Consider the following 21075-nt stretch of genomic DNA (forward strand, 5'->3'; position numbering starts at 1 on the left):
GGCGCGAGACGCCGAGCGCCCGCGAGAGCAGCCCTCCCGCCGACGCCACTCGGCGCCCGCCGGTCAGGACTCCGCGCCGACGATCTCCTCGCGGATGCGCCGCAGGTCCTCGGCGAGCGCCCCCAGCAGGATCCAGTGCTGCGGATGCGGAGTCGCGATCACGAGCGGCGCGGTGAGAGCGGGCAGCTCGTCCGTGATCGCCTCCGGCTCGGGAACGTCGACCGAGGACTGCACGAGGAGCCGCAGATCGTGGGCGGCCCGGTGCAGCTGGACGGCGATGTCGGCGATCGTCGGCTCCCCGACGAGCTCGTCGTCGTAGAGGTCGTGGACGGTCCGCGTCATGCCGCGGACCCGGGTCACGATGCGCCCCAGCCGCGGGACGACGGAGTCGAGGGCCAGCAGCCGGTCGCGGTGGGCGGAGCGGCGCGGGTTGAGGCGGAGGGACTCCTCGCCGGTCGCGATCGCCTCCTCCGCCTTGCTCTGCATGGTCTGCAGCAGCCGGGCGTTGATGAGCAGCTCGTCGAGCCGGCGTCGCGGGACGGGGGCCTGGAGGGCGTCGCCGAGGTCGTCGAGGGCAGCGGCGAGCTGAGCGGTGAGGTCTCCGATCGCCCGCTCGGCCGGCGCCAGCACGACCGGAGGGACGATGAGCACGTTGATGACGACTCCCACCGCCGCGCCCAGCAGGGTCTCGAGGATGCGGTCGAGCGCGTAGTTCGGCGTGACCGCGCCCACCGAGAGCACGAGCATCGCGCTGATCGGGATCTGCACCGCGGAGGCGGGGGTCAGGCGCACGGCCCACCCGACGGCGATCGCGGCCACGATCGCGAGGAGAACGATGATGCTCTCGCCGCCGAGCACCGTGCCGATCACGGATCCGACGATCACGCCGATGATGACGCCGACCGAGCGCTCGAGCGCCTTGGAGAACGACTGGTTGATGCTCGGCGCGACGACGAGGAGCGCGGCGATCGCGCCGAAGACGGGCAGCGTCCCCGGGAAGACGACGCCGGCGAGGAGCCAGGTGACGACCGTGGCCGCCGCCGTCTTGACCAGCTGCAGCACCGGCGGCCGCGTCGGCACGGTGAAGCTCGAGGTCAGGCGCATGGGACCACGGTAGCGAGCGCCCGCCGCCTCGCAGTCACCACGCGGGTCACCGGCTCGCGGCGGCCTCGACGCTCGCGAGCACCGCGCGGAGCGAACGCGACGCCTCCGCCCGCAGATCGGCGGGCACCCCCGAGAGCAGCGCCCGCTCGGCGTCGAGCACCTCGGGGAAGGCCCGGTCGACCAGCTCCTCCCCCTCGCGAGTCAGCGTGATGAGCGAGCCGCGCCCGTCCGCCGGGTTCGCGGCGCGCCGCACCAGGCCCCGACGCTCCAGCGAGTGCACGCGCTTGGTGATCGCGGGAGCGGAGGCGAGGGCGATCGTCCGGAGGGTCGTCGGCGACTGCGGAGCGCCGGCGCGACGCAGCGTGGAGAGCACGTCGAACTCGCCGCGGGTCAGCCCGTGGGCGGCGAGCAGCTCCTCCGTCGCCCGGACGATCAGCGCGGAGGCGCGGATCAGCCGCCCGACGACGTCGACGGCGGAGGTGTCGAGTTCGGGCCGCAGCACCGCCCAGCCCGCCCTGATCTCGTCGACCGCGTCGCCCGGCTGGCTTTCAGACTGATTCACACGTAAAGTATATCTGCTTCACCCGTGAAACACTTCTCCGGCCGCCGCCGCTCGGACCCCGATCAGAGGACCCGATGGCCGCCACCCCCGTTCTGCCCCACCCCCGCGAGCTCCTCGCCTTCGGCCCGCACGCCGGCGCCCATCGCGTCGCCCTGCGCGCCGGCGTCTCGATCGCCGTCCCGCTGCTCGTCCTCTGGGCGCTCGGCCGCACCGATCTCGCCCTCTACGCGACCTTCGGCGCCTTCACGGCCCTCTACGGTCGCCAGCACACGCACCGGCCGCGCCTGCTGATGCAGCTGTCGGCAGCCGCATTCCTCGTCACCACCGTGACCCTCGGCACCGTCGTCTCCCTCTCTCCTCACCGCGACTGGCTGATCATCCCCGTCGTGGTCGCCGTGACCGTCGCGGCCGCCTACCTGAGCGACGCCCTGCACTGGCACCCGCCCGGCCCGCTGTTCCCGGTGTTCGCCGTCACGGCGTGCGCGTCCGTCCCGTCCGAGCCCTCGCGGATCCCGCTCGCCGTCGCTCTCGCCGCGGGCTCCGCCGCCTTCTCGCTCGTCGTCGGCCTGAGCGGTCTCGCGCTCCCCCGCGCACGCCGCCTCGCCCCGACGCCGTGGCGCACCTCGTTCCGCGCGGCGGCGGCCCGTCCGGCGACGCGCGCCGCCCTGCTCCGCTTCGGGGCCGTCGTCCTGGTGGCAGGCACCATCCCGACCGCGACCGGCCTGGGCCACCCCTACTGGGCGATGGTCTCCGCCGTCGCAGCCGTCTCGGGAGCGGACGCGGGCGCCCGGCTCGTGCGCGCGGGCCACCGGATGCTCGGCACGATCGTCGGAGTGCTGATCGCGGCCGCGCTCCTGGCCCTGCCGCTCTCCCCGCTCGCCGTGATCGTGGTGGTGGTGCTCCTCCAGATGACCGCCGAGCTCGTCGTCGGCCGCAATTACGGCCTGACCCTCGCCTTCGTCACTCCGCTCGCGATCCTCATGGTCGAGCTCGCGCACCCCGTCGACGAGCTCGTGCTGCTGCGCGACCGGGCGCTCGAGACCGCGCTGGGCGTGCTCGTCGGAGTCGTGGCGACGCTCCTGACCCACGCCGCCTCGCAGCGCTCGCGCTCGCGCTCGCGCTCCTAGGCTCAGGAGGATGGACCGCACGATCCCCGCTGTGCTCGCCGAGATCACGGCGGCCGTCGCCGACGTGCGCGACGTCGCGCGGTCGCAGCAGGACGGCGCGCGGGCCCGCGTCGCGGACCGGCTCGACGAGCTGTTCGCCGGAGCGACGACCCGCCGAGAGGTGCGGGCGGCGGCCGCCGACGCGCTCGGGCTCTGGGGCGGGGCGGGCTCCTTCTCGGACGTCGGCTCGGCCGAGCCCGACCACGCGGTCAGGCGCCTGTACCGGGCCCTGCGCGCCGGCCGCTCCACGCCGGCTGGCCCGCACGTCGCGACCGCCACACGACGCCGAGAACGACGAAGGCCCCCTGCTTCCGTGGAAGCGGGGGGCCTTCGTCGATGACGCTACTTCACAACCACCGACGTAGCCGCAGACGTTCGATTTGCGGTGACGTAACCGGTCTTCTTGCCCGTGACTGTGACCGTGATCACCTTGCCCACGGTCGCGCTTGTCGGCTTGTAGGTTGTCGCAGTCGCCCCGGCGATGGCGACTCCGTTCGCTTTCCACTGGTACGTCAGCGTCACGGTAGCTGCGCCCCATGAACCCGCAGATGCAGTGAGGGTCGATCCGACCTTCGCCGTTCCCGTGATTTTCGGCATTGCTGAGGTGAGGGCGCCGGCCGCGACGCCTGCCGTGGGTGCGGAAGTGGACCCCGTCGACACGTAGCCGGCCTTGCTGCCGGTCACAACGACGGTGATCGTCTTCCCGAGGGTCGCAGAAGACGGCTTGTAGGAACTCGCAGTCGCACCGGAGAGCGCCACCCCATTCGCTTTTCACTGATACCTGAAGCTAACTGAAGACGGTTCCCACGTACCCGGATTCGCCGTCAAAGTCGAACCGGCGACGGCGCTACCTGCGATCTTCGGGATTGCACCGGACAGCGTGCCAGCCGAAACGGACGCGCTGGAGATCGAGGTCCTCGATGCCGATGTGCATCCCGCTTTCACGCCCGTCACAGTGACCGTGATCTTCTTGCCGATCGTCGCGCTCGAGGGCTTGTAAGTCGATGCGGTCGCTCCGACGAGCGCGTCTCCGTTGGCACTCCACGGATACTTGAAAGCGACAGTCGATGGAGCCCAGTTCCCTGCATCAGCGACAAGCGTCGAACCGACGCTCACTGGACCACTAATGGACGGCGTGAACGAGGTCAGAGTTCCGGCAGCTACCGCACCAGTCGATGCCGATGTGCGCGAACTCGTGGCGAATCCGGCCTTGGATCCCGTCACCCTGAACGCAACCCGCTTGCCGACGTCTGTCGCTCGTGGTGTATAAGTCGCTCGTCCAGCGTCGTTTCGCTCAAAGGCTCGCGGCGGAGGACCACACCGGGGATCGCGGTCGGGAGGCGGCCCGTCGTCACCACGCCCGTGCGCTCGGCCAGCCCACCGTCCGAAGGGATGTCGCGCGTCGATATGAACTCGCGCAGCTCGCAGACGGGGGATCGTGGTTTGACTCTCCCCAACCGGACAGTGACGACTTCTCGCTATAGCAGCGATGGCCGGGGCCACGGGATCGACCGTGGCCCCGGCCATCACAGGGACCGGAAAACGAAGATGCGACCGCCAGCCGCGTCGGCGGTTGTGTAGTCGAACTCCAGGTCTCGTGTCCAGGCATCCCAGTGGAAGTATCGAGCCATTTCGTCAGGTACATCCCTAAGAAGGTCGATGTCCTCAGCGAGCTGCTCAGCGTTTTCGCAGAACGATTCCCACTCGCCGCAGTAGCGCTCGTCAAAGTCTGCGATGTTCGGAAGGTGACCGTCGCCCTCGGCGATGTAGTCCCCGGTTTCGACGCAGGCCGTCAGCGCGGGCCGCATGTGATCCTCGACGGCAGCCAGCGCCTCGCCCCAGAGAGCCGCATCGCGGGGACTCAGCTCGCCGGTCACGGGGATGTTCTCGTGGTCGAAGCACCACAGCTCCTCGCACCCTGACCGGCCTCTCGTGCCGGAGCGGTGATGCACGTCTGTGAGCGTCACCTGGTCGGCATCGAGGGCGTCGTGCCAGTCCCCGACCAGTCGGCCGTCATTATAGCAGTGCAAGCATCCGATCCATACTCGGGGCGTATTGATCGTGGCTGCGTGAGTGGCGGTCGTGGTGATCATGGCGGGCTCCTCCCGGCTTGCTTCCCCGTCGTTTGCGGTGAATGCGGGAAGTACTCAGGCCGTACCTCGGACCGGGGTGCCGTGCACGCGGAACGACCCTGCGCGGCGGAGCTTGCGACGACGAGCGAGGTCGGCTTTTGGGCTGGCGACCAGGTCAGGGGTATGGCTACGGTGCGCAGCCATTCATCGCTTTCGCTGGGAAGCAGGGCTAGGTCTGCCATGCCCGGAGGCGTGGCTCCGTGCGATGAAACGAACACCTGTGAAGTTGGGGGTGCTTTGCGCCTGCATCCGTTGAGCCGGGATCTTTGGTGCAGGAAGGGGTGCATGTGACGCCACCACGAGATGACCGATCCGCCGACTGGCACGACATGTCGGCCGGCGCGGCATGAGCGCCGGCTGTCGAGTTCCAATTGCTGGTTAAGTAGCTGCGTGGCGAAGAAACGCAAGAACGGGAAGCAACGACATCGAGACGCGCGGGATCCTCACGCCCACGAAATCGTAGACGGCGCAGTCCGCCTCCATACCGTAATGGCGGGTCTCCTGCGCTCCTCAGATCCTCTCGGCGAAGCAGATCTGCAGATCGACGAGGCGTTGTCGACGCTCACCAGTGAGCTGTCGGTTCATCGGCCCGAGCGAGTCATCGAGCTGGCACGCATGGCCTGCCTCCCGTGGCGGAGTGGGTCCCTGGCCAAGCCCGTACCCCAGGCGGGCGTCGCAGTCGCGGAGCTTCTCGCGCTCCTGGCTCTCGCGGCATGTGTCGGCGATTCCGATGGTTCTGCAGCTGACGAGGAACCGAACTCGTTGTACGTGGCTGCGGATGAGTGGGCACACGCTGCCGCCGCGCTGGTCGATCTCCTGATCGCTCGCCAGTTCATAAGTTCGCGCGAGAGCGAACCTGCACCGATGAGCCAAGTCGCGTTCACCACGCGCATGCGCGAGGTCTGGCTCCGCAACTCTTCCTACGCCGATATGGTTCGGAAGACGATGCTCGCGCTCTTCGACCACGACGACGCAGCTCACGCGTTGCAGGAACACCTGGGTTTCAACGCGCGTGACGCGGATCGCGTGTTTACTGCGCTTCACGGCTTGCAGGTGGAGCGGATGAACGCTCGCGCCGAGGAATCGATGGGGCAGCTTGCTGAACTGACCGCGGACGCAGCCAGAGACCGAACGGCGTTCCAGATCGCCTGGAACACCTGCTGACAGCCCACCGCGGACCTTGTAGCGGTCGGGGCCTCTGACGTCGCCGCCGCCCTCAATATGCCAGCCACGCTGGTCGAGTCAGTCCTCGACGAGTTCACTCTTGCCGTCGAAGATGCGAGCGATCGCGACCTCGCGGACGCGTTTGTGGAGGGCAGAAACTTGTTGCGAACGCACCCAGTGGTGAAGACCACACGCGGTGAGTACATGCTCGTCCACGACGCGCTAACTCTGCCCGCGATTCGCGAACATCTCGAATCGACGCTGACGTCGACTCCAGCATGGAACAGCTACCAGAACTGGCGCGGTGGCCTTGCAGAGACTCTGACCCAGGCCGCGTTCGAGCAGGTTCTACCCGGAGCGGATGTCTACTCGTCGTTCGAATATTTCGTACCGGCGAACGATGCCGAGCGTGACGGCGAACCGACCGGCTTCGCGAAGAAAGTCGAAGGAGATCTGTTATTCGTGCTCGACGACGTGGCAGTCATCGTCGAGGTCAAGGCGAACGCGATGTCCGCGACGAGCCGGACGGGGGCGGGACCGATCCTTCGCCGCGACCTCACCGCCATCATCACAAAGGCTGCCGCTCAAGCGGCGCGCGTTGAGGAGCGCATCGACCAGGACGGCGGGCTCAGGCTCTACAAGGCCGGGTGGCGCGACCTCGCACACATCCGAGAGATCCACACCGTCGCTGTTAGCCTTGAGGACCTCCCCGGTGTCGCAACAGCAGCGGGTGACTTGATCGCAGCTGGTTTGCTCAACCCTGCACATGTGCCATGGACGATATCACTCCATGACCTGCAGGTCATCATCGACCTGGTCGACAGGCCAGCCGAGTTCCTTCTTTATCTGAGAAGACGTACATCCCCGCTGGTACCCCTGAAGTTCCGAGCGCCTGACGAGCTCGACCTGTTCCTGTACTTTTTCGAAGCAGGGCTTTTTGTCGAGCCCAGCTCCCACGCAGCCTCTGGCGAGCTGCCACATCTGTCCACACCGAAGCCGACAGATATCCGCCGCTACGAGCAGCAGAAGCTCATCATCATCAGCAGCCGCACGGACGCACTCGATGAGTGGCACAATCGCAACCTGCCTGGAGGGATCGCGGACGCCCCGAAGCCGACGATGAGAAATGCTGCGCTGGCACCGCTGGTCGATGAGCTTCAGGCGCGCAAGGACTATGCGTGGCTGAGCACGAGCGCAACTCTCCTCTCTGCGAACGGCGCCACGCAAGACCAGATGTTAAGGATTCCCCGCCAGCTCCTCCGGTCCGTAAACGATGCCAGGCATGAGAGGTCGCGTACGATCGCGCTCGGCACAGACCAGCGTGAAGGCTGGTTGCTTGTATGGGCGACTCCTACCGCGGATTCCGATCCTGAGAAGTCGACAGTATCGCTCCGCATGTACCTTCAGGCCAAGAAGTACCAACTCGGGCTTCATCGCGGAACTGCCTTTGTCTACGACAAAGCCACGAGCAGTCTTGTCGACGTCCTCTTCGACGATCGCTTGCCCACCCCGAGCCCAGAGCTTGATGTGGAGCTCCAGAAGCCCCGACCGATCGAAGCGTCGCGGGCACCCCTCCCGCCGCACGCGAAGGGCACGCAAGTGCGTCGTCCGAAGAAGAAGCGGAAACGCTGACATCGCTTTCGGGCCTGCCCAAGTCATCAATTTGGCCAAGCGACACTACGAAAACTGGGCGCCGAAGGCGAAAGCCTGCAGATCGTTTCGAGTTCACTCGAGGGGAGGTAGCGGGCGGCGCGTCAGTCGACGCCGGCGTCCACGGCCGGTAGTAGCGCCGCGAGCTCCGGTGTCCCATAGGTGAGGAAGATCAGCGAGGCGTCCTCACTCTCGTCCCATGTGGTGCGATCGAACGTCACCGGTAGTGCCTCGACGGGAGACGGATCGAAGTACTCCTCGATGTCCCGCACACCATCCAGTTCACTGAATGACAGCTTGGACTGATTCTCGCCAGGTGGCTTGAACCGGTAAACCTTCGTGTGCTGGTCGTTCACCGCGAAGGCAGTGCGGCTGAGCCCGTTCGTCGTGAGCAGTCGCTCTAGGTTTTCCGGCGTTATGGTGCCGACCATGTGTGGCGGTTCCTTGACGCGGCCCACGTCAGGGGGGGCGCCCAGATCGTCGTTGCCCACCGGTTCGTTCGTGATGTTCTCGACCTGCTGCCGAAGCTCTCCGACCTCCGATTCGAAGTCGGATGGAGTTGTGTGGGCGGTCAGGGCGAGACGCTCGATGGCTTTCTCGATGTTCGCGAGAACAGGGGAAGCATCACCAACGATGTCGGTGAAGTCTCCGTAGTCCTCTGCGATGCCCTTATAGACCTGCTCTTCGACAGTATCGGCGTAGAAGTAGTTGCTGATGCGGATGTTCTTGTAGGACGCACCGATTCGATCGATGCGCCCGATCCGCTGCTCCACGCGCATGAGGTTCCATGGCATGTCATAGTTGATCAGCCGTCCCGACGTTTGCAGGTTCAGACCTTCACTCATGGAGTCGGTACCAATGAGAATTTCAAGCTCGCCACTGCGGAACTTGGTCTTGATCTCCGACTTGGTGACCTCAGCCCATGTCCCGGACTCCTGGTCGTAGACCTCTCCGCCTCTGCCTGAATAGCAGCCGAGCCGACGGTATCCCGCGGTAAGGAGCCGCTCGCGGACATAGTTCATCGTGTCGGCGTACTGAGTGAAGACCACCACAGACGAGTAGGTGTTGAGCGCCTCGGTCACGTCCGCGACGAGTTGGCTGGCCTTGCTGTCTTCGCCAGTGATGCTGTCGAGGTCTCGGAGGAACGACTTGAGTTCTACGATCTCGTCGCGGAGTCGGTCGGCTCTCGTGTCGAACGCCTCCGGCTCGAACAGCGATCCTTCGACATCCACGTTGTCATCCTCGGTGAGCAGTTCAGCGAGGTTCTTGCCGTCCTCCAAGACACTCAGACGACGGCGAAGAGACCGTTTGATTGCCTCGAATGATGAGGTCAGGCGGCGGCGATAGATGGTCATGATAAACCCGAGTGCCTGGTTACCCGCCTCAGCCATATATGCATTGTAGTGGCGGCGGATGTACTCCTCAATGCGCTCGTAAAGGCGTCGCTCGTTCGGCTGTAGTGGAATGAACTCATCTTCGACGTGTCGATACGGGATGACCACGTCGTCAGGGATGATTCCCGCTGCTTGATACTCGCGCAATGTCTTTCGCGTGTTGCGGAAGACACGATCCCGCATCGGGGTATGCCGGCGGAGCCACTTGTCCATCCACTCGGAGATCTCGTTCGGAAACTTGGCTTTCAGGTCCGCGCTCGGCGGGTTCCCGGCCAGAGCCGTGACCACGTATGCACCCGTCCAGCCAAGCGCGTCATCGATCTGGTGTTCGAGGTCGGCATCCCGCTCGGCCTGTGGGTCGGAGAAGTAGTCGTCCAGCATCGCACACAGCAGGTCCCAATGCCTGTGCATCGGGTCGATCGCCAGGAGCTTGAAGTATCGAATGAAATCCTCGGCGCTGACGCCCCACCGGCCCTTGAGGCCGAGCAAGGAGATCAAGTCCCAGGCTTCATGCGCGTTCATCTGCATCGGTGTGGCGGTGGCTAGGTACAACGCGCGCCACATCTCCTTGTCCCGCATCTCTTGGAGCAGCGCCAAGAGAGAGTTCGGAGTGTCGGTCGGCTTGGAGCCGCGTCGGCGGGCGTGATGGGCTTCATCGACCAGGACGACATCCCACGGTCCGGCGTCGAGTATCTGTCTCCGCCGGTTACGGCGGCGAGCGAGGTGCGACGAAGCGAGCACGATGGGAAACGCGGACCATGGGTTGGCGTTCGGGTCGACGGGGATCGGTTCGTCGTAACGATCCACGAAGGCGCCTTTGTCTAAGCGGGCGACATCGAGGTTCATCTTCTCGTGGAGTTCTTCTTGCCACTGCTTCATCACAGACGCGGGCACGAGCAGCAGTGCCTTCTTCGCCCGGCCCGACGTGAAGAGCTCACGAAGGATCATGCCTGCTTCAACAGTCTTGCCGAGCCCAACCTCGTCGGCGAACAGGTAGCCGCGGGGGTAGGTGCTCACGACACGGTTGATGAGCTCGGCTTGGTGCGGGAGAGGCTGCGCCCACGCCGATCCGACGCCCGTCCAGGCCGACTCAGTTGGTGCGTCGCGCAATGCGACAAGCTCTTCCCAGGCAGCCTCGACATCGAACTCGTTCCCGTCGCTCCCTGTCGATCCCGGTGTTTCAGAGGGCGGGAGAGCGGTGCCGGGCGGTAGTGGTGGGGTCTCGGGTGCGTGCTCGATGAGGTGTTTCCGGACTGCCGACGGCAGGTCGATGACAGCCCACCCAGCGTCAGCGTTGTTGCTCCACTGCTTCTCGAAGTCGAGAACCTTATGCACGCCCAAGTAGTCCCATATGGGAACGTTCCACGATGGGTAAGCGTCAAAGGTCTCATGGTTCTTCGCCCAAGCGGTCACCGACGAGTTGTTCGATCCATTGAAGGCAACCCTGTTGCCGTAGTTATCCGCGAAGATGCCATACTTGGTGTGGAAGTAGCGCCCTGACTGCCGATGTGTCAGCAGCTCGCCGTTCTCGCCTCTCGGGACACCAACGCGGATCTCAAGTCGGTCGGTGGCGACCATCCAAGCGAGCACGCTCAGGTGTTCGCTCTGAACGATCCGCGCACCGGCGAGCTCTGGGTCAGCGAGCAGCCGCTCGGCAACTACATCGTCGAGAGGCTTGCCGTTGATAACGGCATCCACGTCTCTTTGTGCAAGTTGCGCCCCGACGATGATACGCATCCTCCCGCCGTTGGCCAGGAAGTGGGCCGTTCCCTGTGCCGCGTACTGAAGCTCGGCCGCCGACCAGTAGCCGACGGCTCGGTCGTAGGTCACCGCCCGGGACAGTAGCGGCACGTAGAACGTCTCGAACGGGCGGTCGTCCGGTGAGTAGGTTGCTCCGAGGTCAACAGTCTGGAACGAGTCGGTAGACGATATGGGGTCGTACGGGAACAGGCCGGACGTCGCCGACACCGTCGGCGAGCCTGGTGGTAGAGCGTCGCTGTTGTCCGCGGTCATGTCACTCCACGTCGAACAGTGTGTTCTCGTCGGCGTCCGCCACCGCAGCCAGCTCCTCCGCCTCTGGGAGCACAACGTCATCGAAGTAGAGGGTGCAGAGCGTGTCGATGAGCCCAGCTTCCGGCACCACCCAGGCACCCTTGACTTTGGTGCGTGGGATCGCGTTCGCTAAACCCTGCAGGGTAGAAATAAACCCTGCGTTGCTGGTGTATCCGTGACGGTCGAGGAATCTTTTTGCTGCCTGCTGGCCGTCCACCTCGGCGATGTACAGAGCTGTATCCACAGCGTCGATGATGTACTCGAACGACGACGCTTCGGGTGTCACGCCCGGCAGTTCAGAATAGGCGCCGCGACGTAGGCGTTCCTTAGGTGTCAAGAGCTTGACCTTCCCAGATGCCTTCGAGACGATCTTGGCGCGTTCCAGGTCATCGACGTCCTGACCGCCTACTGCTAGGGCGAGGAGGCGGGCCGTATCGAATGGGAACTCTCGGGCGCCGAAAGTGTCCCAAGCCAGGAGCACGAAGTCAGTGAGACCATCCACTTTTGCAGCCTGCCCGACGAGGCGGGAACGACGTAGGTCCACGATCTCCTCGCGCGCCAAGGCGAGGGCGCCTTCGGGTCGGAGCAACTGGTCGCGCCCGTCTGCGTCGGGAGTGGACGAGTAAACGGGCCAGTTCTGCGAGATCACCGAAAGTGTTGGCCCGTAAGAGGAGAGGAGGAGGTCAACACCATCGATGCCGTCGTGCTGGAATCGCGTTGCGGCATCGCGGGCTGCCTGACGGATGTCGTGCTCGATGTCATCGAGGTACACCTTGCGATCGTCGTTGCGGTCAGCTCGCTTGCGGCACACCAGCATGATCGTGGATGCTGCGGAGTTCATATTTGCTTGGTGCAGAGAGTTCTCCGCCTCAGTGTTCACGGGCCACGATGTCTCGATCGTGAAACCTGCTTGCAAAAGACCCATGCCCAAGGTGTCCCACGCTTCAGCCCGCTTGTGGGTAAACATTACGGAAAGCACACCAGTATCACGAAGCACGCGACGAGATTCAGAGAAGATCGCCGTCATCTTCGTCTCGTAGTCGAGATCGGCTAACTCCTTCTTCCTCCTTCCCATCGCGGCAAACCGCGCAGGGTTCGCCACCGCCTCATTGTCCTTGTCGGTAAGTCCATCCCGGAAGAAGCCGTAGCCTGCCGCCTTGAACGTCTGTTTCTCCCACACGTAGAAGAAGTCGGCCAACTCGGCGTACATGACGTTGTCGTAGTAGGGAGGGTCCATGCACAAGTGTGCAATCGACTCGTCCTCGACCCCGTCAAGCGAGGCTGCGCTAGCTTGCAGAACACGAACTTCTCGTGGGATCCGCTCATCGGAGCCGGACTCCAACCCCACCTCTGTTAACAATCGCGCGTTAGCTTCGAAGTTGTCGATGACATGCAGAGTCCACGGGTACAAGCCGTCCGAGCCCTCGTATTCGGCGAATGTCCACTTGAAGGCGAAGTCGTGGCGATCGAACACCGAGCGCGTCGATTGCTGGTTGATGTTCCAGGACGATAGGCGAGAGTTCCAATTCACCGCCTTCCCCTGGAGCTGAGCAAGAACCGCAAGCACCGCTCGACCCTTCTCTTCACCCAGGTCATTTAAGACCTCGGGGACCAACGCATGAAACTCCTTGCTTGCGATGCCATGTACTAACAGCTGACGAGGTGAGAAGAAGTCTGCCCACGAAGTCATTCCGTAATTCAGAGGACGAACGTCGTTTCCTTGCGGGAACTCCTCTGTGGGTATGAATCCGTTCCGCTCCCACTCGTCGCGTACCTGCGCGAGCGACCTCTCAGCGGCCAGTAAGCCGGCACGGTCATCGTCTGTCGGCGCACGGAAGGACCGTTTTCCGTTTGGCAATCGAGTTACCACCGCGTACATCGTCGGCCACATGCGACCCGCCTGCGCCTCCGCCTGGATATAATCGGCTTCGACGACAAGGTTGTCGTAGGGCGATACGGCCTTGCCCCGCGCTGAGGTCCCTTCGGAAGGATCAAAGTCAAGAACGCCCGAGACCACCTCGAAGGTGGGCGACTCCAACGGCTGGCCATCCTTTTCGTAGGTAACGCGGACGGCGACGTTCCCCTTCTTTTTTTTGAGCCACCAGTCCGGCGTCAGTGGAATTGCATGTCCAGTGCGGGGGCAGGCGACGGTGTGGGCAAAGAGATAGAACTCCACCTTCTCTTGCGGGGGTGAAGGGAAGTACTGGCGAGTTGCGTCGGCGATCCGTTCAACGTACGTCGTTGCCCACCGTCGCAGGTCTGGAACGATCTCTGTTCCGAACGCGGCCGGGACTGAGATTCCGGTGGTTAAGATGCCTGCCGCTACAGCGTTCAGGTCACTCGCGATCGTGGGAAGACCATACCGTGCAGACTCGAATGGAATGCTCCCGCCACCAGCGGTTGAATCGAGCACTGCGGGCAAGTTAGCGCCCCAAGTCGCGCGCAGGAGATCGTGCAGGACGACAATGTGAGGCAACCCGACACTGTTCTTGTATGCCTGCTTGTAGTTATACGGATTGGGAACTCGAACACCTGACGCAACGGCTGCGTCATACTTTGCGCGAGCCGTCACCGGATCTCCCCAAATACCAAGTAGGTGGAGGAACCAGTCTCGATACCACCGTTCGTTGGGTGAGTCGTACCGTGCGGCATTCCTGACCATTGGTCTCGGGTGAAGAATTTCTGCTTGCACCTCAGCGGGAAACGCGCGCAAGGTTCCACGAACTTGCTCGGCAACCCTGTCACTCCATGCGGGCATGAGCCCCGCTAGGACCACGCCTGCGGAGGCTGCCAACGGGCGCCGTGCCCACCAAACGTGGATGCGTGAGAGCGGAGGGATGGCAACGCTAATCGTCCGCTCGCGACGCGACTCTGTACCAAGTTCAGCGACGGGGAGCCAGTCCTCGATGAGGACTCGTGGTCTTGGAGTGGTCACATCGTGTCCTTAGTCGGCGAGGAGGATTCGGAGTGCTTTGCGGGCGCGGTTGCCATCGAGTCCCGTGCACTTTGAGTACCAGTAGTAGGTTTCCTCAACGCTCATGGCATTGATCCCGGCTACAAGCGCACGGACTCGCTCGTGCTTGGCGATGGGCTGGGTCGCAAGCATGACCAGTGCCAGGCGGACTCCCTCTGCTTCGCCAAGGCGGATTGGAGCCTCGCGTTTGAAGGCCAACACGCTCGGCTGGTGGCCTGCCTTGCGAACCGCGACGAACAGCGCATCGACGACGCGTCCGGTCTGAACGGGCGTGGCAGTGCTGACGGGCGCCGTGATTGTGCCGCCGTTTTCCCCGTACGCTTCCTCAAGCGCCACTCCGAATGTCTCGCCTCGGCCTGCGGTCACGACGAGCCGGAACCCTCGGACCCCCTCGACCAGCGCGAGGTGGGTTGCGGGGCGGATGCGTTTGACGGCACTCACTTGGTGACCTCCGCCGTCATGGTGGTGCTCTTCATCCCGAGGTTCTTGATGACCGTGTGAATCTGACCGAACTGAGCATCGGTGACGTCCAGGGCTGAAGCGAACCGGAAGATGAGGGTGACCTCACCCGCCACCTTGTTCGCTCCGGAGATGGCCTTTTTCACATGGTTGTACGCAGACTGGAAGTCTTGTCGATCAGCGGTTCCCTGGAACTGGACTCCGCCCGCCACCCCTTTGAACTCGGCGCGGATCGTGGCACGAACGGTGATGCTCTGCTTCTGCAACATGCCGAGCGATGCAACCGCGAGGTCGATGTCGCTGGTGCCAGACGCTTCGTCGGCTGTGACCTTCAAGGTCATGGTGCTCACGGTCGGCACTGTGAAGTCGGAAATCTGATCGAGGAGGCTCTGCATCGCCGCCCCACCTGGGCCGGCTGCGTTGAAGGTCTTCGAGTTCGGAGTGCGTGTTGGCAACTCGATATCCTGTGCATCTGCTGCTTCTCGGCTGAGGATGCGTAGGCCGTCGAGGCCCTTGTCTTTGATCGCGGACGGCGACAGCGCCCGGACGCCCGAAGCGGGCTCAGCATCGAGGACAACGAACCACTTGTAATCGCTGGCTTGTACGGCCGTGGCGAGTAGTTCAAGGACATCCGTCTTGGTCGGCTCGCCGCCGCACTCGGCTTCGAGGCGGGAACGAATCTCGGCCCCGGTGAGGTCATCGTTGGTGATGACGCGACGCAAGTCGGTCTGGGTGGGCTTCCGAACGAGTAGGCCTCGTGACTGTGCTTCAGAAGCGGTCATCACCTCCGCGTCGGGCTTCATCTCGGGTGAGAACCCAGCCATCGTGCTTGCCGTGTATGTCTTTCCCGTAGCAGCGTCGTAGTAGACCCAGTTTTCGTTCTTGATGCCGTTGACGATTGCTTCGCGAATCAGGTTCGGGTTGCGGACGATCTGGATGGTGTGGTCGGTCCAGAAGAAATCAGCGATGGAGCGAGTGGTCGCCGAGCTTGCCGCGTGCCAGGTCTTCGACCGGAGGTAGGAGGCGGTGAATGGGCTGCTGCGAATCTTGTCTTCGTCTTCAAGCAGACTCAGTACCGCTGAGGTTGCGTTCTTCGTGTCGCCTTGTGCCTGAGCAGGGAGCTCACGATGACGGAGATACCCGGTGGTCTTGTCGCCGGACGGGAAGTAGATGTGCTTGTAGCAGCGGGTCACTGCGATACGAGCGTTGAGGGTGGCTTCCTTGTTGTAGACCTCGACCTTCCTGCGCACTTCGTCGCTGAACTGAGCGAGCCGAGCAGCATCGCTGGCAAGGTTGTTGGACGCGATCAAAGCTCGTGCGCGGTCTTTCAGAACTTCGACTTGCTCTTCGTCGGGGACTGCGAACACTACGGCGTTTCGGTAGGTCCTGGGGCTTCCGACGGAACCGACCTTGTCAAGCATCTCGATGACTGCGGCAGGCGGCTGATCTGCGCCCTTTTGCGTGACGGACACGACGTTGTAGTCCAGCACGACCACCCTCAGCCCAGCCTCGTCGTGGACCTCGGCCGGACCCGACGGGAAGTAGACGGCTTTCGCGCCCCCGTCGTTGGCGAACGCATTGCGGATAAGAGTGTCCACCATCGCAGCGACTGCGGTGTTGGCGACGTTGCGCTTCTCAGTCTCGATAATTGCGTTGACATTTGGCTCGATGTTGAATCGCCAACGCCCACCGTCGAACGACAAGTGCCAGAAGACTTTTTCGGACTCAGTAAGTGCTTTCTCAAAGATTGCGGCGTCTTCGCCGGGGCGGAGTGTTCCGACGGTCCAGTCGTTACGTCCAGCTCCAGCGGTCGCCACCATCTCAAGCGAATGCGTGAACACCGTGCGTGCCACGCGGGTGGCATAGGCAGGTTTGCCGGGGAAGACATCGGCATCCACGGCTGCGGCGTGTGACTGATTGCCCGCAAAGTCACCCTCGGCCACGGATGCGTATTCGGCTCGCCCTAGTCCATCCGTGAGGTGGTTGAGAACCGGATCGTTGTCGAAGTTGATATCGCCCACGTTGATGATCGCCGTGTCATCGTTCGTGTTGTAAATGTGCGCAACAACCTCAGCGAGCAGCTTGAGCGCACCTCGCGCCCGCTGGAACTTTGTGATGTTACCCAGGCGCTTGTCGAGCACGCGTACGAGCTCGGGATGGAACGGGTAGGTCGTGGTCACCAGCTCGCCATACGTCGCTGGGCGTTCTGCGCCGCCAGCCAACTGCTCGGTCCTGCCAAGAGTCTCGTACAGATGGCGGTAGGCATTGCCTGCTGCTTCTGCGGCGGCCTCATCAACCGACGCGAAGAGGCGTTTCTTGAGGATTTCGCCGATCTCGTTGTCGTTTGCTGGACGGATCACGGCTGACGGCTGGACGGCGCGGGTGAGCACGTCGCCGGTCTCTTCCGCGGCCTTAACTGATGCGGCATTCGCGCTATCGGCGCGTTCCTTCTCATTGCCAGTGAGGTCACTTATCTCAGTGGTCTCAGCACCGAAGGCGTTGGTCGTCGCTGCCAAGGTGATGATGACGGAGACGTTATTGGTGGGGTCGGATGCGACCTCGAACAGGTTCCCCAGAAACACCGGGATCGCGCGGGCCATACGGCGCACGTCTTCGCTGCCCGAGGAAGACACAGCACGCAGGTACTTGGCGATCTCGTCCACGATGACGATCGTTGGCTTGCCCGCGAAGGCAGCTCTGATAGTGCCGGTTCCCGGGGCTGTGCGCTCAGCGTCATTGGCGGCCATTGCAGCAAACGCTTCGTCGCTGATCTGTGCGGCCATCTCGCCCCACAGCGTGTAGGTGCGGTTTCCGTCGGTCTCAACCCCGGCCGTGGGGTCGAGAGCATCACCGACGAGCGCGGCAACCTGAACAGGGCCGTCCGGCAGCAGCTTCGGGTCGATGAACTCTGCGATGTTAGCCGGGCGTGCCCCGCCGGCGAGGTGATAGACCGCCGTGAGACCGTGCGTCTTGCCGCCACCAAAGGAGGTGGTGGGTCGCAAAACACCGTTCTCTCCAGCGATGCCCTTCGCTCCGGTAACTCGACCGAAGGTCTTGGTCAGTAGGGTCTTCAACCCCGAGGTCGGGTAGGTCTGAGCGAAGAACGCCTCAGCGTCGCCGTACACCGGGTAGTGCTCGGCGTCGCGCACGACCTTGTCGAGCTGCGCTGCGAAGTGATTATCGGCGAGACCGCCCTGGAGCACGTCCTCTCGCGGCACACAGGTGGTGCGCAGTGGCAACAGGCCCGGATCACTCATGCAGATTCCTTCCCAAGCAGCGCGTGGTCGCGCGAATCATGCGTCTGTGTCTAATGCGGCGTCTCCGCGGCGCACCCACTCGTCGACCTCGCTCGTCTGGAACTTCCAGAGCCGACCAACCTTGTGAGCGGGCACCGCCTTGTCGGCGATCCAGGCGTAGATCGTGTCTTTTGTTACGCCCAGGTAGTCCGCGATGTCGTCGACAGAGAGCCAGGGTTCGGCCACGCGGGCTCCTTCAAACGAAAATGAACCGAATCTTTCCGGGTATGTCCGAGACTAGCGGGTCTGAAGCCGATCGAATCACGGTGAGAGGCGTGCCAGAGGTTCACGCAAGGCTGATGGCGCGGAAGCACGTCCACCAAGGGCGTCCCCTTGCGGCTGATCGAACGGCTGTCGGATTGTTGTCGGGCTAGCCGCTGCGAGTAAGACGAAAGCCCTTACCTCCCCGTCTTTACGGGGAAGTAAGGGCATCCGCGAGCGCGGTACCGGTGGGATTTGAACCCACGGTGGACGCAAGCCCACACATGTTTTCGAGACATGCTCCTTCGGCCGCTCGGACACGGTACCGGGGTCGAGTGTACGCGACGGCCGGAAGTCGCGCCAATCGAGAGGACGGGCCGCCGTCAGGCGGGGAGGAGGAAGCCGAGCACGCGGTCCCACTCCGGAATCGCGAGCAGGTGGCCGCGGCCGGGAACGACCTCGAGGCGGGAGTCGGGCAGCCGTGCGGCGTACCACTCGGCGTGGCGGCGGCCGGCGACCGCGTCCTCGGCGCCGTAGAGGAGGAGCGCGGGCGGCTCGGCGGACTCGACGGCGAAGCCCCACTCCTGCACGCCGTAGCCGATGAGATCAGCGGCCATGCCGAGGGCGCCCTGGGCGGCGGCGCGCTCGAGCATGCGCGAGAGGCGCTCGCGGACTCCGGGGGTCTCGAGCACCGCGGTGTCGGCGTCGCCGGAGCCGAGCATCCCGAGGAGCGCGTCCGGGGCGGGGGTCGGGCCGAAGGCGCCCTCGAGGGTGCGGGTGAGCGAGCGGACGGCCTCGTCGAGCGGGAAGCCGGCCAGGCGGGCGAGCTCGGCGCGGTTCTCGTCGCCGACCCACGGCACGGCGCTGTCGGGAGCGGGCGTGCCGATCACGGCGACGCGCTCCACGAGGCCGGGGTAGTTCGCGGCGAGTGCGAGGGCCACGCGGCCTCCTGCCGACCAGCCGGCGGCGCTGACGGAGGCGATGCCGACGGTCGCGAGGTACTCGGCGATGTCGGCGGCGGCCTGCTCGGGGCTGGCTCCGACGCCCGCTCCGGCGGGGTCGAGGTCGGTCAGAAGGGAGGAGGCGCCGTAGCCCGGGCGGTCGAACGAGAGCAGGCGCACGCCGTGGCGCGCGGTCTCCTCCGGGTCGGGGTCGAAGTCCGAGGAGCCGGGAGCGGGATGCGCCAGGACGACGACCCGCTCGGCGCCCTCGGGGCCGGACCAGCTGACTCCGAGCGGGCGGCCGGACTTGAGGACGTGCACTGTCGAGGGCATGTCCCCCAGTCTCCCGCAGACGTCCGACGCCGACGGGGCGGCGCTCGGGGCGGCGTCGTCTTCCGTGGCGCGATCCCCCGCCTCCACCCCCTCCGCGACGACGCTCCTCCACAGACGGCTTCCACGTGACCTCTCCCCCGGCCTGGCGCGCCCCGCTCCCGGCGTCGGTGGTCGACGGTACTGTCGAAGACACGTTCGAACGAGCGGCGGTGTCGGGGGTCCCCCGTAGCGTCGCGCTCGTCCCCCTCCCCCGCCCCGAAAGGACCTCATGGCCTCCTCGAAGACGCGCACCGCCCCGTACCGCTGCTCGGAGTGCGGATGGACGACCGCGAAGTGGGTCGGCCGCTGCGGCGAGTGCCAGCAGTGGGGCTCCGTGATCGAGAGCACCGAGCGCACCGGCCTCGTCCGCGCGGTCGCCGCTGTGGCTCCGGCCGCCGGCCGCATCGCGCGGCCCATCACCGAGATCGAGACCACGTCGGCGGCGCACCGCCCCACCGGCGTGGGCGAGCTCGACCGCGTGCTCGGCGGCGGGATCGTCTCCGGCGCGGTCGTGCTGCTCTCGGGAGAGCCCGGCGTGGGCAAGTCGACCCTCCTGCTCGAGGTCGCGAGCCGCGCCGCGGCCGAGGGCCAGCGGGTCCTCTACGTCAGCGCGGAGGAGTCGGCCGCGCAGGTGCGCATGCGGGCCGAGCGCACCGGCGCGATGCACGACAGCCTCTTCCTCGCGGCCGAGACCGACCTCGCCACTGTGCTCGGCCAGATCGACGAGGTCCGACCGGACCTGCTCATCGTCGACTCGGTGCAGACGGTCGCGAGCGACACCGTCGACGGCCTGCCCGGCGGTCCCAGCCAGGTCCGCGAGGTCGCCGCGACCCTCATCCGCGTCTGCAAGGAGCGGGCGCTCCCCCTCGTGCTCGTCGGACACGTCACGAAGGACGGCTCCATCGCGGGGCCGCGCCTGCTCGAGCACCTGGTCGACGTGGTCTGCCACTTCGAGGGCGACCGGCAGACGGCGCTGCGCTTCGTCCGCTCGCTCAAGAACCGCTTCGGCCCGACGGACGAGGTCGGCTGCTTCGAGATGACCGCCGAGGGCATCGCCGAGATCCCCGACCCGAGTGGTCTGTTCCTCAGCCGCACCCGCTTCCCCACCCCGGGCATCTGCGTCACGGTCGCAATGGAGGGACGCCGCGCGCTCCCCGTCGAGATCCAGGCGCTCGTGATCGCGAACGACGGCGAGCACCCCCGCCGCGTCACGAACGGAGTCGACGCGTCCCGGGTCGCGATGATCCTCGCGGTCCTCGAGCGGCAGGCGGGCATCCCCCTGCGGCGCTGCGACGTCTACGTGTCGACCGTCGGCGGCGTGAAGCTCATGGAGCCGGCGGCGGACCTGGCGATCGCAGTCGCCATCGCCTCCGCCCACGCCTACACGCCGCTGCGGCCCGGGATCGCCGCGTTCGGCGAGATCAGCCTCTCGGGAGACATCCGGCCCGCCTCCGGAGCGAAGCAGCGCGCCTCCGAAGCGACACGACTCGGGCACTCCTCGCACCTCGACTCCAGCGCCTTCACCCTCTCGAGCGCGATCACCCACGCGCTCGTCCCCGTTCCCGAGCGCATCCGTCCGGAGCGGGTCCCCGCGCACTGACGGCCGCG

At 65.0% G+C, this 21075-nt stretch carries 15 protein-coding genes, 1 tRNA gene and 1 pseudogene; 5 read left to right on the top strand and 12 right to left on the bottom strand.

From position 1 onward, the window contains the following. Nucleotides 1-63: 63 nt before the first annotated feature. Nucleotides 64-1104 (bottom strand): aromatic acid exporter family protein, encoded by a 1041-nt coding sequence (locus tag C5C63_RS14330; RefSeq protein ID WP_104225996.1) that lies wholly within the window; start codon nucleotides 1102-1104, stop codon nucleotides 64-66. Between the two features lie 46 nt (nucleotides 1105-1150). Continuing rightward, nucleotides 1151-1666, bottom strand: coding sequence for a MarR family winged helix-turn-helix transcriptional regulator (locus C5C63_RS14335; RefSeq protein WP_104262354.1), 516 nt, complete (start codon nucleotides 1664-1666; stop codon nucleotides 1151-1153). Nucleotides 1667-1740: 74 nt separating this feature from the next. Here C5C63_RS14335 and C5C63_RS14340 point away from each other — a divergent pair, with 74 nt between their 5' ends. Next, a complete protein-coding gene (locus tag C5C63_RS14340; protein WP_104326302.1) occupies nucleotides 1741-2793 on the top strand; it encodes an FUSC family protein in 1053 nt (350 codons plus the stop codon). A gap of 10 nt (nucleotides 2794-2803) precedes the next feature. Then, nucleotides 2804-3172 carry a hypothetical protein gene (locus C5C63_RS14345; protein ID WP_104326303.1) on the top strand — a complete coding sequence of 123 codons (369 nt, stop codon included), beginning with the start codon at nucleotides 2804-2806 and terminating at the stop codon, nucleotides 3170-3172. 2 nt (nucleotides 3173-3174) lie between these two features. Here C5C63_RS14345 and C5C63_RS16765 read toward each other — a convergent pair whose 3' ends face one another. Together C5C63_RS16765 and C5C63_RS14350 are read right to left on the bottom strand one after the other, a co-directional pair. Next, on the bottom strand, nucleotides 3175-3591 hold the full coding sequence (locus C5C63_RS16765; protein ID WP_181110627.1) for a hypothetical protein: 417 nt from the start codon (nucleotides 3589-3591) through the stop codon (nucleotides 3175-3177). A 767-nt stretch (nucleotides 3592-4358) separates the two neighbouring features. After that, on the bottom strand, nucleotides 4359-4925 hold the full coding sequence (locus C5C63_RS14350) for an antirestriction protein ArdA (protein ID WP_104326304.1): 567 nt from the start codon (nucleotides 4923-4925) through the stop codon (nucleotides 4359-4361). 528 nt (nucleotides 4926-5453) lie between these two features. Between C5C63_RS14350 and C5C63_RS14355 the strand changes: the two genes are divergently transcribed. Both C5C63_RS14355 and C5C63_RS14360 read left to right on the top strand, forming a co-directional pair. Beyond that, nucleotides 5454-6128 (top strand): hypothetical protein, encoded by a 675-nt coding sequence (locus C5C63_RS14355; protein WP_104326305.1) that lies wholly within the window; start codon nucleotides 5454-5456, stop codon nucleotides 6126-6128. Between the two features lie 57 nt (nucleotides 6129-6185). Further along, nucleotides 6186-7760, top strand: coding sequence for a hypothetical protein (locus tag C5C63_RS14360; protein ID WP_104326306.1), 1575 nt, complete (start codon nucleotides 6186-6188; stop codon nucleotides 7758-7760). Between the two features lie 122 nt (nucleotides 7761-7882). Here C5C63_RS14360 and C5C63_RS14365 read toward each other — a convergent pair whose 3' ends face one another. The 8 genes and pseudogenes from C5C63_RS14365 to C5C63_RS14390 all read right to left on the bottom strand — a co-directional run bounded on the left by C5C63_RS14365 (nucleotide 7883) and on the right by C5C63_RS14390 (nucleotide 19428). Continuing rightward, on the bottom strand, nucleotides 7883-11185 hold the full coding sequence (locus tag C5C63_RS14365) for a DEAD/DEAH box helicase (RefSeq protein WP_181110628.1): 3303 nt from the start codon (nucleotides 11183-11185) through the stop codon (nucleotides 7883-7885). A 1-nt stretch (nucleotide 11186) separates the two neighbouring features. Next, complete coding sequence (locus tag C5C63_RS14370) at nucleotides 11187-13637, bottom strand: DUF1156 domain-containing protein (protein WP_258065472.1); 2451 nt, start codon at nucleotides 13635-13637, stop codon at nucleotides 11187-11189. A gap of 342 nt (nucleotides 13638-13979) precedes the next feature. Next, nucleotides 13980-14159: pseudogene (locus tag C5C63_RS17575) on the bottom strand (DUF1156 domain-containing protein); the annotation flags it as partial. A 9-nt stretch (nucleotides 14160-14168) separates the two neighbouring features. Next, nucleotides 14169-14639 (bottom strand): hypothetical protein, encoded by a 471-nt coding sequence (locus C5C63_RS14375; RefSeq protein ID WP_104326309.1) that lies wholly within the window; start codon nucleotides 14637-14639, stop codon nucleotides 14169-14171. After that, nucleotides 14636-17914, bottom strand: coding sequence for an ATP-binding protein (locus C5C63_RS14380; protein WP_104326310.1), 3279 nt, complete (start codon nucleotides 17912-17914; stop codon nucleotides 14636-14638). The genes C5C63_RS14375 and C5C63_RS14380 overlap by 4 nt, the downstream gene beginning before the upstream one ends. A 36-nt stretch (nucleotides 17915-17950) precedes the next feature. Further along, entirely contained in the window at nucleotides 17951-18139 is a 189-nt protein-coding gene (locus tag C5C63_RS14385; protein ID WP_104326311.1) for a helix-turn-helix domain-containing protein, read from the bottom strand. 255 nt (nucleotides 18140-18394) lie between these two features. Continuing rightward, nucleotides 18395-18481: transfer RNA gene (locus C5C63_RS17155), tRNA-Ser, on the bottom strand. Between the two features lie 56 nt (nucleotides 18482-18537). Continuing rightward, nucleotides 18538-19428, bottom strand: a complete 891-nt coding sequence (locus tag C5C63_RS14390) for an alpha/beta fold hydrolase (protein ID WP_181110629.1) — start codon at nucleotides 19426-19428, stop codon at nucleotides 18538-18540. Between the two features lie 268 nt (nucleotides 19429-19696). Between C5C63_RS14390 and radA the strand changes: the two genes are divergently transcribed. Further along, nucleotides 19697-21067: a DNA repair protein RadA gene (gene radA, locus C5C63_RS14395; protein ID WP_104239282.1), complete on the top strand. Its 1371-nt coding sequence runs from the start codon at nucleotides 19697-19699 to the stop codon at nucleotides 21065-21067. Nucleotides 21068-21075 lie beyond the last annotated feature (8 nt).

This window comes from Rathayibacter sp. AY1B8, from assembly GCF_002932775.1.
Taxonomy (GTDB): Bacteria; Actinomycetota; Actinomycetes; order Actinomycetales; family Microbacteriaceae; genus Rathayibacter.

Excerpts from the sequence above, each read along its gene's own strand:
- C5C63_RS14330 (WP_104225996.1), bottom strand. The coding sequence starts at position 1,104 with ATGCGCCTGACCTCGAGCTTCACCGTGCCGACGCGGCCGCCGGTGCTG.
- C5C63_RS14340 (WP_104326302.1), top strand. The coding sequence starts at position 1,741 with ATGGCCGCCACCCCCGTTCTGCCCCACCCCCGCGAGCTCCTCGCCTTC.
- C5C63_RS14345 (WP_104326303.1), top strand. The coding sequence starts at position 2,804 with ATGGACCGCACGATCCCCGCTGTGCTCGCCGAGATCACGGCGGCCGTC.
- C5C63_RS14350 (WP_104326304.1), bottom strand. The coding sequence starts at position 4,925 with ATGATCACCACGACCGCCACTCACGCAGCCACGATCAATACGCCCCGA.
- C5C63_RS14355 (WP_104326305.1), top strand. The coding sequence starts at position 5,454 with ATGGCGGGTCTCCTGCGCTCCTCAGATCCTCTCGGCGAAGCAGATCTG.
- C5C63_RS14360 (WP_104326306.1), top strand. The coding sequence starts at position 6,186 with ATGCCAGCCACGCTGGTCGAGTCAGTCCTCGACGAGTTCACTCTTGCC.
- C5C63_RS14365 (WP_181110628.1), bottom strand. The coding sequence starts at position 11,185 with ATGACCGCGGACAACAGCGACGCTCTACCACCAGGCTCGCCGACGGTG.
- C5C63_RS14380 (WP_104326310.1), bottom strand. The coding sequence starts at position 17,914 with ATGAGTGATCCGGGCCTGTTGCCACTGCGCACCACCTGTGTGCCGCGA.
- C5C63_RS14390 (WP_181110629.1), bottom strand. The coding sequence starts at position 19,428 with ATGCCCTCGACAGTGCACGTCCTCAAGTCCGGCCGCCCGCTCGGAGTC.
- radA (WP_104239282.1), top strand. The coding sequence starts at position 19,697 with ATGGCCTCCTCGAAGACGCGCACCGCCCCGTACCGCTGCTCGGAGTGC.